Raw genomic sequence first — 13,213 nt, 5'->3', positions numbered from 1 at the left:
GGGCGGGGGAGCGAGCCCGACTCCGAGCCGGAGCCTGAGTCCGGGGATCCAACGCCCGCCGAGCCCTCGGCGCCTGCCGCTTCCAGCGGCTGATGGGCTACGGAAAGCAGCAGCTGCGTCTGTGCCACCTGCCCACCGGCGGCCTTCTCGACCTTGTCGACTACCACGCCTGCAGCACCCGTCGTGGCATGGGCATCGACCTGCGCCACGAGACGCGATGGCACCACAAAGACGGTCAACGGCTCCCGTGGGAGCTGCCTGAGTTGACGGCCGAGGAGACAGTGCATGAACGGCACTGGACGGCCGCACCCGGCACACGCCTGCGTAGTTCTCTCCTGGTCAGGGGTGTGTGGATGTACTGGGAGCTCAATCCGGTGTGGAAGTCCGCGTCGCCTGCCGGCGGGTGCGAGCGGCTGCAGTTCGGCGATGCCACGCCGCCGCAGACGGCTGCAGGCTGCGCCTCGCTCACGGTTTCCGAGGCCAGGATCCCGGGAGCGACGCGGCCCGGCGGCAAAGGAGTATCCGCGGCCGGCAACTGACGCGGGCCGTCGGGGCGTCCATGCAGGCGGCGGGTCCACCACGGCCAAGACCATGTGAACGGCGCCTGCCGGACGGCGTGGAGCGAAGGAGGCGTGCCTGACGTGTCGTGGAGATGGGTGATCATGGGTGCGGTCGCGGCGGTGGGGGCCGCGCTTGGTGCGGTGCGGGTGAGGAGAGTGCTGGGCAACCCCTTCGCTCCGGCGGAGCCCTTCGGGCAGGCGGAGAAGGAACTGGACAAGCGGGATCGAGCGCTGCGCGAAGAGCACCCCGATACCGTGGCGCTCCGGCACCGGGCTCACTACCTGAGCGAGATCGGGGACCTGGCCGGCGCCGTGGAAATCTCCGAGCAGCTGCTCGCCGAGCGGGTTCGGGTGCTGGGCGAAGACCACCCTCAGGTCCTCACCACTCGGCACAACCTGGCCAACCTGCGCGGCAGGTCGGGCGACGCGACCGGTGCCGCCGAGGCGTTCGAACGGCTGGCGCTCGACATGGAGCGGGTGCACGGAGCCGACTACATCTACACCAGCGAGGCCCGGCGCGCCGCCGTCCGCTGGCGGGAGGAAGCGGACGGCGGCGGCCAGGGCACCGAATGACGACAGCGGCGCCGCAAACGCGTGGCTGGTGGCTTGAGCGGCAGCGTGCTTCGAGCCGCAGTGGCAAGCATGGGATAGGGCACCCCGCCCCTGACGTCCCACTCGCCGACTGCCGTACCCCCTAGTCACTTTCGCGGCCAGATGGCTCCCCGCTCGCTCGCCGCTCACTCCTCGTTGCCGACACCGTTACGGCAAGGGCCTCGCTGCCATGTGTGGCCACTGCGCGGTCCGGGCGAAGTACGGAATCTAGATCGACGTCAGGAAGACGCCGATCGCCCCGAGTTCCACCGTGGGTCCTCAGAGGGTGACGGTGCCGAGTTCGCGGCCCACTTGGGCGAGCGTGCGGATGCGGGCGTCCTCGGCCTCGGTGCGCCAGACCAGTCCCCAGCGGAGCTGCGGATCCTCACGGAAAGGCACGTAGGTGATGTCGGGGCGGGACATGAACCGGGCCGCGTGGGCGTTCATGCAGTGGCCTCCCTGGCCCGTGCTGACCTGGGTGAGGATCTGGGGGGCGTTGGCCCAGGCCGCCCAGAGAGCCGAGCGGATGGTTTCCGCAACTGGCGGGGCGAAGGCGGTCAGGAGGTAGGGGTTGAGCGGGGGCGAGAAGTGGAGTACGAGTTCGCTGCGGTCCTCGCCGTCCTCGCACAGGGCGTGATCTTCGACGAGCAGGATGGTGTCCGGGCCGAGGCCGGGTCGTGGGCCGACTGGAGGAGGGGTGTGTCAGTAACTGAGGTTGGGTGTGACGCGTTCAGCAGTCCCTGGCAACCTGTTCCGTATCCCCGTTGCCGCAGGTAGAGGACCGATTTGAGGAGCCCCCGCGGCGAGACCCGTTCGGGGAGCGGTCACTGTGACCGCTCCCCGAACGCAAGCTCTGATGTCGATGAGCCTGCCGCGAAAGGTGCTGTCCCGTCTCGGGCGATGTGCTCGTTGTCTCAGGGGCCGAAACCCACGTCAAGATCACGACCTCCGAGGGTTCATCCGGGAAAATCATGCCCCTGCTACAGCATCAACCGCCTCACCGAAACCGTGAAGCCGTCCTCGTCCTTCACCACGCGTCAGCATGACGATGGAAAAGCCTCAGTTGCTGGCTTGGCGCTGGAAGTGTTTTGCCACGAGCAGTACCGCGTGAACGTTCGGAATGTGCATTGCTCCAAACGCGATGGGGGTCATTTTGCCGGTGACTTTCACGTAGAGCGATCCGGCGCTTATTCCTACCTCGCGTACGGTGCTCCATGGGCTGTAGGTCTTCCCCAGGGTGATCCCCTCGCTGGTCATGGCGACGACTGAACGGGATTTACCGGGGATACTGTGAAGGTGCCAGGTTTCACCGTCTGCGAGTCGCTTGATCTCGAACGGCGCCCATAGGGCCGTTGTCTCCTGGACGATGATCGGGGCGAACTCTGGGGCGCTTTTCCAGTTTCCTAGGTAGATGCCGTAGTTGTTTCCGGTCATTTGGTAGTTCCGGGATACGACGCTGCTGCGGCTGTATATCTCCTCGAAGACGCTCATTTGTCCCCAGCGGATCGCGCCGATACCCCCCTCGCGGTACTCAGCGGTCACGCCGTGCGTGTAGATGTCAAACCGTGTTACGGGGTCCTTCTTCCAAGAGGGCAGGAAGGTGTGCGTATGTTCCCCCAACTTCTGCTGTTCTGCGGCCTGTTGGATGTCTGTGCTGAGCGGGTGAGTCATGGGCCGAGACTCGGCCGTGGGTGGGTGTGCTGTCAAGGTTCCCCGTGCCCGGTCTGCCGGGTAGAAACCTGCTCCTGAACGCCTGAGTCGGGCTGAGTCGACAGCCGGGTATCGACTGGCCCGTGGGGCCGGAGTGCTCGTGAATAACCCCAAGCTGTCGCGCCTGTGAGCCACGCGCCACCGCGGAACCGACACGCCACCTGGCCCAGAGATTGTCAGTCGTCAGGTTCGACGCATAGAAACAAGCTGAAACCGTTCTTGCTCGTAGTCCCGGTCGCTACCGTGCGATCGGGCGGTTGGGTGAGGCAGTTGCCTTCAGCTACGACGGTGACCTTGTACTTGGTGGCAGCCGACCAGCAGGCGACCTCGACCCATTCCCCCTCGCTGGTTTCGTGGACGCAGTCGCCTATTTCGGCGGAGGCCACGTCGCCGTCGAGGCCGCCGCTGACCCAGTTCGCGAAGGAATTGTTCCCCGTGTACAGCAATAAGAACACGGGGAAGAGAATAACGAGGAAGGCCATGGCGCCCTTCTCCCAATCGCTCTCCTTTGAGGGCTTCTTGTCGACGGGAACGAATGCTGCACCAGTAGGAGAGTCCTGCGACTTGTTGTCCGACCGTGGCCTTCCACCTGACGTCGGCTTGGGCTTGGGCTTGGGTGCCGACGTCGAGCGGACGGCGGCCTTGGATGCCGCCGGAGGCGCTGCCGTTGGTTCGGGGAGTGGCCTGAACTGTGACTTGCTGTTCCGTTTGACCTTCTGGGCCGATGACTTGAGCAGTTCGAGGGCTTCGGTTGCGGTGGGGCGGTCGGCCGGGTTCTTCTCCAGGAGTGCTTCGATCAGGGGTTGCAGTCTGTCTGCGCGTTTCATTGGCGGTACGTCTTCGTAGGCGACGGCGTGGAGCGAGCCGGCTGGGCTCTCGCGCTTGAAGGGGCAGATGCCCTCTACGGTTTCGTACAGGGTCGTGCCCAGGGCGAACAGGTCGCTGGGCGCCTGCGCCTTCAAGCCCTGGGCCCGCTCCGGGGAGAGGTAGGGCAGGGAGCCGATGACCATGCCGGTCGCGGTGAGTGTGGAGTCGCCCTGGCTGATCGCGATACCGAAGTCGGTGAGCAGGATGGTGCGGTCGGCAGTCTCCATGACGTTGGCGGGTTTCACGTCCCGGTGGACGATGCCCCGCTGGTGGGCCGCTTGGAGGGCCCGCAGGAGTGCGTCGGCGATCTGCCCGGTACGGCCCACCGACAGGCGCTTCTTCTTGACGAGGCGTTCCTGGAGAGTGCCACCGGTCACCAGCTGCATCACGATCCAGGGCGCCTCATCCAGGATGACGACGTCGTGGACGCTGACAATGTGCGGGTGGTCCCGGAGCTTTGCCGCGTTGCGCGCCTCGCGTCTGGCCCGGCTCAGGCGGTCTTCCCGCTCCCTGCCGACCAGGCCCTGCTCCAGGACCAACTCCTTGATAGCGACGTCGGTTTGGAACTCGATGTCTTTGGCCGCCCAGACCCGGCCGAAGCCACCCGTGCCCAGGACGTGCGACAACCGGAAGCGGCCGCCTATCAGTAAGCCTTCCACCCCTTGGGCCACAGCCGCCCGCCCCCTCATCTCATCTGTGCTACCGCCGAGTCAGTAGTGGTGACGATGTTGCCAGGGTTCACGGTTTCCGGCCTGGTCCGTTCGACGACTGGGGTGGATGGTGACAGGCATCCCACCTGGGAGGACCATGGCGAGAGTGAGCGCGGAAGGTGAACGAGAGCCGCAAACCGGGCCAGGTGACACCAGGCAGACCATGTCGCGATACCGGATCCTCACCCCCCATCTGCACGAGAACGTCTCCCTGAAGGCTGTGTCACAGGACTCTGACGTCAGTTACCGCACCGTGCAGCCTTGCTGGCCTCCTACGGCACCCACGGTCTGGAGGGCCTGGCCGCCTCAGGTGCCGCGCGTAGTTCGAGACGCAGAGAAGAGCCAAGTGGGTGCCCGTTTTATGGGACCCGCGCTTCCTCAGATGTCAAGGAGCTGGCCGGCGGCCAGTGCACAGCAGTAGAGACAGCCGTGTGATTGAGGTTGGCGCCGGAGGCCAGGGCTCCTGCCCTGGCGAGAGGCAGTACGGCTTGGCATGTGTCCTGGACAGGGTGCGGGTCAGTGGAAACGGAAGGGATCATGTCCCTTGACGCAGGCTGATCACGGAGCCTTTAATCACGACACTTGCGAGCGGTACATAACTCCGGGGTGGGGGCTATGGAGTTCCGGCAATTCAGCAGCGCAAAGAGTACGGCAAGGACGCCACAGTCCTGACATTTCGGCGGAACCGGCGTCGCTTGAGATGAAGCAGATTCGCGTCGAGCGGTTGGAAATCTCGTCACTCATCGCCGCGGTCGACGGCGACCGTCGTCAGTGATCGCATCCACCCTTGAGTTATCAACTCGCACCAACCATGCCCACAGGGCTGCGGCAGTGTCGCAGCCGCACAGTGAGGACGTCAGGTGTCGAGATCCAATTCCGACAAGCGTCGCCGTAGAGCGATTAGATGGGTCATCGCGGTGACTTCGGTCATCGCGCTGGGAGTGGGCACAGGCGCAGCCTGGTCCGCAGCCATCATCGACAACATGTACCCGGTGAGGGCGACCGATCCGACGTGCCGCAACGATCCAGAGGAAGGCGACGGCGTCGTCTCCTGCTGGACCGACAACACGACGATGACGTACTACATGGACAGCGGGGGCGACTATGAGCTGGAGTCGGAGGACCGGCACGCAGTCGACTACTCCATGGCCAACGACTTCCGAACAACCGATCTGGTCGTGACCTACGACTCAAACCCGACATTTTCCGGCAGCGGGGAAACCGACATCATCTACCAGGAAGGCAATCCGGCGTCGGGGTCGGGAGGGGTCACCTGGTGCAACGATGCCGTCGACGGTGACGGTAGACGCTGCGACCAGCAGTACATCCGCATTCACGGGGGAGGCGACTACACCCGCGGCCTTGTCTGCCACGAAACCGGACACGCGGTGGGCCTCCAGCACGGCAACAACTCCCTGCCCATCACCGGCAACACGAACGGCGCGCTCGGTTGCATGCAGACGCCAGTGGGCAGCAGCGAGCCGCTCGGATCGAACAACAAGTTCAACATCAACGCCGTCTACTAGGAGTCCTGATGAAGCGCCAAATAGGCCTGGGGCTCTCCGCGATGGCGGCAGTCTTGGGAATTGCCGCTGCGACAGCTGCTGCGCTCTCGCCACCCTCGGCGACTACGCCGGGCACGATTGTTGCGCACGGGTCGGACCGTCTGCCCAACCAGAGCGCCGAAGATTGGACAACCTACGCGGACCACGTCGTGGTCGTCACCGCCACCAGCGAGCAGGAGCTGCCGCCCACGTCGAAGGAAGTGGCTGCGGGCGAAGGCTTGATCAACCGCACCGTCCGCCTGAAGGTGGACAAGGTTCTCTGGTCCAATCCCAACGCTGCCACGCCCGCACCGAAGACCTGGGACTTCAACGCGCTCGGCTGGGAGTTCACGGACGGCAACCAGGACAATCGACGACTCATGGCAATGGCGGACCGGCCCAGGGTCGAGGTCGGCCATACCTACATCATGGCCATGGAGTGGGAACCCGCCGAATGTCGTGGAGAGGGCGCTGCGACCGGTGCCTGGATGGGCCTGGGCGAGGGGTCCGAGCTTCCCTACGACAACAAGGTCATCGGCAAAGGCGAAGAGGAAGGCCGCCTACAGGATCCGCCCAACGCGGCGCGCGCTGGAGTGACCGAGACCGCACCCGCAGGCTTGGAAGAAGAACTCGCCGGCGCGACCGAAACCGCTCTCGTATCGCAACTCAACGAAGCCGCGGCCTCACCAGCATCGTCGTCTGTCCTGGGTGCTCAGGCTGGCTGCAGCTGACACCGCGATCCGGCCTCGGAGGGTGGGAGGCGACCGACCGCCTCCCACCCAGACTTGCTGAACTCGCAATCGGCATCGAACGTTTCGGCGCGCTCTTCCGTCGATAGTCGGCAGGAAAGGACACAACGATCATGGGCGGATGGCATGACAAGCCGACGGCAGCGGCCAAGGCACCCTCAGTACCCGCGGATGCCGGCGACTTGGACATCGGCCAGGTCCGCGCACTGCTGCTGCTGGGCGGCGTGCCCTGGGGCGAGTTGGATGATGGCGTTCAGCAGGTCCGATTGAAGCTACTCGAGGCCCAGACCAGTCCGGATAGAACCGAGATACACAACCCTGCAGCCTGGGTCACCACCGTGGCCTCCAGAATTGCCGTCGACTGGCACCGTGACCGGGCCAGACAATCCGGGCTACGCGCGCGCCTCGAGGGGCGTTGGCGCTATTGGCCCCCGCAGCAGACCGAGGAAACGCGAGTCCGTGCGCTGGCCGTTGCCGAAGGGCTGGAGACCCTCACCCCTGTCCAACGGCAGGTTCTCGTACTGCGCTTCTACGCCGACCTCACCGTGTCCGACATTGCGCGACGGCTTGGCATTCCTGAGGGAACGGTCAAGAGCCGGCTGAATGCCGCGACCGGGGCGATGCGTAAGTGGCTGACGACGAAGGGAGAAGACGCGTCATGACCGAGCTCACGGATGCCGAGCGCGACAACCTGCGACAGGCCCTCGCACTCATCGGTGAGGAGGCACATCGTGATGTCCGGATGGTGCCAGATACGCCGTCCTCCTCTGGTTCGCGCGCCCGGCGACGCATCCTGGTCCCGTTGGTGGCGGCCGCGGCGCTGACCGTGGGAATCTCCCTGGCTGTCGGCCTCAGCGGGAACGAGGGCGCGCCTGAGGATGCGACGGGCCAGGGTCAATCGCGATTCGAGGCCATCGCGTGTGCCAGCCAGATTGCGATTGGCGATGTCACAGCGGTGGATCGGCAGTCTGTGAACGGACGGGTGCGCGTGACGTTCAAGGTGCAGGAGTGGATCAAACCGGCGCAGAGCGGCCCGAAGGCCGTGACTTGGGACCTGGTGGACCCGACACAAGCCAAGGTTCGAGAGCCGTGGGCGGTGGGCCAACACGTCTTGGTGAGCGTGCCCGTTCGCACGGACCTGCCGGCTGATACGTGGTCCGGTGCGTCGCTGGACGAGCAGCGCACAGCCATTGTTCGAGACCTACCTCGCGCTGATCGCACGCAGTGCCCCCCGTACTGGTCAACTCCGCGTGGGGCCGACTGATCCGCGGCAACCGGTCAGCCCAGTGTTGGCTGACATCTCCGCTAAGACCGGCGCTGTGCACGCCTGGACTCGGCAGGAAGCTGCGACCTTCCTGAAGTGGTTCACCCCCAATGGCAGGTCATGGCCAGAACGTACATTCTGGTGATCAATGGACCCCTCTTCGCCCGCGCCCTTCTTGGACAGATCAACGACCAAGCGTGTGGGGCAAACAGCGACCCCGGTCGATTTCAAGGGTCCCCGTCAGAAGGGGTCCAGGCTTCGGGGGCATCCGGTGTCCAGCCCGGGCGGACTACCCGTATCTGGGCCAGCACCGGCCATCGTGGTTGTTGCGCGCCCCTCCTGCGTCTAGCCGAGGCTGACCAGGCGTGCGGCAACGTGTATGTGGACCTCGTTGTCGTGGAGGGGTGCGCCGGTGATATCGGCTTGGAGGGGGCCGGGCGGAGGAGTCAGCATCTGATCCGGAGCACCCTCGGTTGCCGGCGTGAACACCAAGTGTGTTCCCCGGCCCGTGAGTCGGGCGATGACGTGGTGGCCGCCCAGCGTGATGCGGACCCGGTTGCGTTGGTACGGATCGGCTCGAGTCATTGACTGCACGTACCAGTCGGCAAGCTCCACAACGACCGGTACATCCCTCTACGCCCGCTGTAGAAGGTCCTGCTCGACCTAGTCTCTCAATCGGTCGGACGAACTCGGTTTGCTGTTCACCTGCCGCGGATGCGGTCAATCACGCCATGTTCCTGGAAGCTTCGTCCCCCTCTGCCGCATGCCTCTCTCGTGACCCTGGTCTACGCCCGGATCGCCGAACACACCGTGGCCCAGGAGCGCTTCGTCGTCTTCGAGCAGACCGGGGCCTTTCACGACCAACCCCGCCGTCGTCGAAGGTCGCGAGATACGCAAACTCCGTGCCGAGAGGCATTGCCACCTGCTCGCCAACGGCTCCTGCGTCTTGCCCATCGAACACGCCTGTCACTTCTGGGCCCTGTCTCCCCATGACGTCCCGCCCTCCGATGTGGGGGAGTACTTCCACTCCGGAGCCAGGCAGACACGCTGCCAAGTTCACACTCTGCTTCCCCGGATCACCTGGTCGGGGACAACTGCACAGGAGCTGAAGCTCTGCAGGTCAGGAGCCAGGCAGCAGTGGTTGGTCAGGGTCCGGGTGTTGTCCTCTGCCTTCCCGCGAGCCCCCTCAGGCTGATCGAGAGGAGAGATAGGGGGTACACGGCCGTGCATGGCAACGAAGAATGATCAGTCCAAGCACCTGCGGGCAGTACGGCAGATGCGCCGCATCCGCGCCTTCTACGCGCTGGGCGTTCTTCTCTGGGCGGCGACCGCCGCCTGGGGAGGCTCGGAGAACCCCGGCAGTCGGCAGATGTGGGTGCCCGTACTCATGTTGGTCGTCTTCGCCGGTCTGCTGGCCGGGACGACCCTGTGGCTGCGCCAGCACCGGTCCGAGGAGGCAGACCAGCCCGCGCACCACGCGGCTCCACGGAGGCCGGCCGTCCGTCGCCACGTGAGCGCCTGACACGCGGACCTGTGGGCCCGAGGCCTGGGGACCCGCGGCGGCGCTCGGCCGGACACGAAACCGTCGGCGCCGAAGACGACGCGGTCACCGGCGCGCGACGCAGACGGCTCTCGCCGGAGCCGGCCTCATGAGGTCGCCCGAGATCGCTCCCCGCGGACGTCCTTGCAAGGGCACCTCCCAAGGCCCCCTCCCGCGCCCCTTCAGCCCCACCACGCGCACCGTGCGGCGCGGGAGTTCCGACGGCGCCGACACCCGTGGGGTCGGCCCCCGCTGAGGAACCGTCCGGGGGGTAGTCGGTTGCCATGACTGTCTACGGATTACACGCCTCGCACGAGCAGATTCCGCCCGCGGATCTGCTCGACGCCGTGGTACGTGCGGAACAGGCGGGCTTCACCGCCGCCATGTGCTCGGACCACTTCTCGCCGTGGAGCGTGCGTCAGGGGGAGTCCGGCTTCGCCTGGTCATGGCTCGGAGCCGCCCTCCAGGCCACCGACCAGGTGCCGTTCGGTGTGGTGAACGCGCCCGGTCAGCGCTACCACCCCGCCATTGTCGCCCAGGCGATCGCCACCCTCGCGTCCATGAACCCGGGCCGGTTCTGGACCGCGCTCGGCACCGGAGAGGCCTCCAACGAACACATCACCGGCGCGGGTTGGCCCCGCAAGGACGTCCGCTCCGCGCGTCTACGGGAGTGCGTCGACGTCATCCGGGCGCTGCTGCAGGGGGAGGAGGTCAGCCACGACGGTCTTGTGACCGTGGACCGGGCCCGGCTGTGGACACTGCCGCCCGAACAACCGCCGCTGATCGGAGCCGCGTGCAGCACCGCCACCGCGGCCTGGTGCGCCGAATGGGCGGACGGACTGATCACGGTCAACGCCCCGCACGAACGCCTGCGCGAGATCATCGGCGCGTACCGTGACGCCGGCGGCCGTGGGCCCCTCCACCTCCAGGTGCACCTGAGCTGGGCGCCCGACGAGGCCGAGGCGCTCGCCCTCGCGCACGACCAGTGGCGAACCAACGTGCACCGCCCGCCGGTCAGTTGGGACCTCGACTCCGCGGAACTCTTCGACGTCGTCAGCGAGCACGTCACCCCCGAGCAGGTGGCGCGCACGGTCGACGTCTCCTCCGACCTCGGATGGCATGCCGCCAGGCTCCAGGAGTACGCCGACCTGGGGTTCGAGGCGGTGATGCTGCACCACGTGGGCCGAGAACAGGCCGCGTTCATCGACGCGTTCGGCGCCGAGGTGCTGCCGCGACTCGACGTGACCCGCCCGATACCCGCCACGGCCAAGGAGTACCGATGCGTCTGACACGCACGTCCGACCTGTGGTGGAAGAACGCGGTGGTGTACTGCCTGGACGTCGAGACGTACCAGGACGGCAACGGCGACGGCATCGGAGACTTCGCGGGGCTCACCCAGCGCATCGACCACCTGGTGCGCCTCGGCGTGACCTGCGTATGGCTGATGCCCTTCTACCCCACACGAGAACGCGACGACGGCTACGACATCACAGACTTCTATGGCGTGGACCCGCGCCTGGGCACCCTCGGCGACTTCACCGAGTTCGTCCGCACCGCGCGCGACCGCGGCATCCGCGTGATCGCCGACCTCGTCGTCAACCACACCTCCGAGGAGCACCCCTGGTTCAAGGACGCCCGCTCCGGCCGGGACTCCACCCACCGCGACTGGTACGTCTGGAAGGACCAGCCTCCACCGGACGGCCCCCAGGGCGTGGTCTTCCCCGACGCGGAGGACAGCCTGTGGGAATACGACAAGGGCAGCGGCCAGTACTACCTGCACCGCTTCTACAAGCAGCAGCCCGACCTCAACGTCACCCACCCCGAGGTCCGTGACGAGATCACCCGCATCATGGGCTTCTGGACCGAGCTCGGCCTGTCCGGCTTCCGGGTCGACGCCGTGCCCTTCCTGCTGGAGACCGACGGACAAAGCGACGCGAAGGAGCTGCCCGACCCGCACGAGTACCTCGCCGATCTGCGCGCCTTCCTCGGCCGCCGCAACGGCGAGTCGGTCCTGCTCGGCGAGGTCAACCTGCCCTACGACGCCACCGCCCGCTTCTTCGGCGACCCCTCCTCGGACCGCGGCGACGAACTCACCATGTGCTTCGACTTCATCGCGATGCAACGGATGTACCTGTCGATGGCACGCCACGACGCCAGGCCGCTGGCCGCCGCACTGCGCGAGCGCCCCGAGCCACCACGCGACGCCCACTGGGCCACGTTCGTCCGCAACCACGACGAACTCACCCTCGACAAACTCAGCGACGACGAACGGGCCGAGGTGTTCGCGTCCTTCGGCCCGGACAAGGACATGCAGCTGTACGACCGAGGACTGCGCCGCAGGCTCCCGCCCATGGTCGACGGCGACCGACGCCGCGTCGAACTGGCCTACAGCCTGCTGTTCACCCTGCCGGGCACCCCCGTGCTCTTCTACGGCGAAGAACTCGGCATGGGCGAAAACCTCGCCGCACAGGGACGCCAGGCCGTACGCACCCCGATGCAGTGGACCCCGCAGAAAGCCGCCGGATTCTCCACCGCCGACCCGGCCACCTTCCCCAACCCGTTGGTGGACGGCGCGTTCAGCCCCCAGAAGATCAACGTGTACGAGCAGAGCCGCGATCCTGCCTCCCTGCTGAGCCGCATGCGTCTGTTCATCGAGCGCTACCGGGAGACCCCGGAACTGGCCTGGGGCGACTACCGTTTACTCACCACGGGGCAGGACGCCGTGCTGGCGCACGTCTGCCGCGCCGGCGACGGCACCGTACTGGCCGTACACAACTTCGCGGACCGACCGCACACCGTACGACTGGAACTAACCGACGCCGAGCCCGGCGGACGGATGACAGACCTGCTCGACGAGGCACACACCGGCCTCAAAGCTGACGAGGACGGCATGTTCCACGTCGATCTGCCCCCCTACGGCTATCGGTGGCTCCGCGTCGGCACCCCGGCGGACGACCCCGAAAGCATCGTGCCCCGCTGACAGGCCCATGAGTGGCGACCCGAACCATCGTCGGGACCCGCCGGCCCCACGAGTCGAAGAGCGCGGAGCCGAACGTCGCAGGCTGCCCGTGCTTGATCTGGCGCCACTCCTGTGTGGCAGAGCGGAAGTGGCAGCATCCTCCAGCGAGGACAGGAGCCGGGGTCAAGACGGCACAGCGGAAACTGCTGAGGCCGTTGGCGAGGCTTGGCACCTTCAGGGCTCAGGGCACCGGCCACAGTAGTGCGGTCTCCTCGGAGGAGGAAAAGGCGCTGAAGCCTGCGGCCACTGTCTTGCCGTCGGGGCTGAACGCCACCGATTCCACGGAGTCGGGGCAGGTGAAGGTGGCCGTGGTCTTTCCGGTGGCGGTGTCCCAGAGCCGGACGGTTTCGTCTCCGCTGCCGCTGGCCAGAAGGCCGGTGCTCGGATGGAAGGCCAGAGTGCTGACCTCTTGCTTGTGACCCTTGAGCATGACGACCTTCCGCTGGCTGGCCTGGCGCCGCGTTCCACAGCTTGGTGACTCCTCCACCCTCTAAAGGGGGTGGCTTCTCGCTATGCCTGGTCGGCGTCGCGGCGGACCAGCCCGGCCCGTAGATTCCTAATGCGGTCTGTCAAGCCGCGAGGACGGTCGGTGGTGTGAGTTCGTAGCACCGTCCATCGCGCAGGAGGGCCCAGAGGACGTTCACTCGGCGTCGGGCGAG

13 protein-coding genes are annotated in these 13,213 nt (G+C 66.4%); 9 read left to right on the top strand and 4 right to left on the bottom strand.

What is annotated here, in order from left to right; all coding sequences use genetic code 11:
• Window positions 1-188 precede the first annotated feature (188 nt).
• Together G6045_RS33480 and G6045_RS33475 are read left to right on the top strand one after the other, a co-directional pair.
• Window positions 189-539 (top strand): hypothetical protein, encoded by a 351-nt coding sequence (locus tag G6045_RS33480; protein WP_206344530.1) that lies wholly within the window; start codon window positions 189-191, stop codon window positions 537-539.
• Window positions 540-641: 102 nt separating this feature from the next.
• A complete protein-coding gene (locus G6045_RS33475; RefSeq protein WP_165335945.1) occupies window positions 642-1,133 on the top strand; it encodes a tetratricopeptide repeat protein in 492 nt (163 codons plus the stop codon).
• A gap of 297 nt (window positions 1,134-1,430) precedes the next feature.
• Here G6045_RS33475 and G6045_RS33470 read toward each other — a convergent pair whose 3' ends face one another.
• From G6045_RS33470 to G6045_RS33460, 3 genes are all read right to left on the bottom strand, one after another.
• The gene (locus G6045_RS33470) at window positions 1,431-1,598 is read right to left on the bottom strand and encodes a hypothetical protein (protein WP_165335944.1); all 168 of its coding nucleotides are present in this window, start codon (window positions 1,596-1,598) and stop codon (window positions 1,431-1,433) included.
• A 612-nt stretch (window positions 1,599-2,210) separates the two neighbouring features.
• Window positions 2,211-2,822, bottom strand: coding sequence for a hypothetical protein (locus tag G6045_RS33465; RefSeq protein ID WP_165335943.1), 612 nt, complete (start codon window positions 2,820-2,822; stop codon window positions 2,211-2,213).
• A gap of 215 nt (window positions 2,823-3,037) precedes the next feature.
• The gene (locus G6045_RS33460; RefSeq protein ID WP_165335942.1) at window positions 3,038-4,399 is read right to left on the bottom strand and encodes a serine/threonine-protein kinase; all 1,362 of its coding nucleotides are present in this window, start codon (window positions 4,397-4,399) and stop codon (window positions 3,038-3,040) included.
• Window positions 4,400-5,355: 956 nt separating this feature from the next.
• On the opposite strand from G6045_RS33460, the gene G6045_RS33455 reads away from it, so the two are divergent.
• From G6045_RS33455 to G6045_RS33425, 7 genes are all read left to right on the top strand, one after another.
• Entirely contained in the window at window positions 5,356-5,964 is a 609-nt protein-coding gene (locus tag G6045_RS33455) for a zinc metalloprotease (protein WP_328707994.1), read from the top strand.
• 8 nt (window positions 5,965-5,972) lie between these two features.
• Entirely contained in the window at window positions 5,973-6,713 is a 741-nt protein-coding gene (locus G6045_RS33450) for a hypothetical protein (protein ID WP_235968483.1), read from the top strand.
• Between the two features lie 131 nt (window positions 6,714-6,844).
• Window positions 6,845-7,393, top strand: a complete 549-nt coding sequence (locus G6045_RS33445) for an RNA polymerase sigma factor (protein ID WP_165335941.1) — start codon at window positions 6,845-6,847, stop codon at window positions 7,391-7,393.
• Window positions 7,390-7,995, top strand: a complete 606-nt coding sequence (locus G6045_RS33440) for a hypothetical protein (RefSeq protein ID WP_165335940.1) — start codon at window positions 7,390-7,392, stop codon at window positions 7,993-7,995. The genes G6045_RS33445 and G6045_RS33440 overlap by 4 nt, the downstream gene beginning before the upstream one ends.
• A gap of 1,228 nt (window positions 7,996-9,223) precedes the next feature.
• The gene (locus tag G6045_RS33435; RefSeq protein ID WP_165335939.1) at window positions 9,224-9,517 is read left to right on the top strand and encodes a hypothetical protein; all 294 of its coding nucleotides are present in this window, start codon (window positions 9,224-9,226) and stop codon (window positions 9,515-9,517) included.
• A 302-nt stretch (window positions 9,518-9,819) separates the two neighbouring features.
• A complete protein-coding gene (locus G6045_RS33430; protein ID WP_165335938.1) occupies window positions 9,820-10,824 on the top strand; it encodes a TIGR03885 family FMN-dependent LLM class oxidoreductase in 1,005 nt (334 codons plus the stop codon).
• Window positions 10,815-12,515: an alpha-amylase family protein gene (locus G6045_RS33425; RefSeq protein WP_165335937.1), complete on the top strand. Its 1,701-nt coding sequence runs from the start codon at window positions 10,815-10,817 to the stop codon at window positions 12,513-12,515. Before G6045_RS33430 ends, G6045_RS33425 begins: the two co-directional genes overlap by 10 nt.
• Window positions 12,516-12,735: 220 nt before the next feature.
• Here the strand turns inward: G6045_RS33425 and G6045_RS33420 are convergent, their stop codons facing one another.
• Window positions 12,736-13,041, bottom strand: a complete 306-nt coding sequence (locus G6045_RS33420) for a WD40 repeat domain-containing protein (RefSeq protein WP_328707993.1) — start codon at window positions 13,039-13,041, stop codon at window positions 12,736-12,738.
• Window positions 13,042-13,213: the final 172 nt, after the last annotated feature.

The sequence above is a fragment of the Streptomyces mesophilus genome (assembly GCF_011044995.1).
Lineage (GTDB): Bacteria > Actinomycetota > Actinomycetes > Streptomycetales > Streptomycetaceae > Streptomyces > Streptomyces mesophilus.
This window is presented reverse-complemented; position numbering and strand designations above follow the sequence as displayed.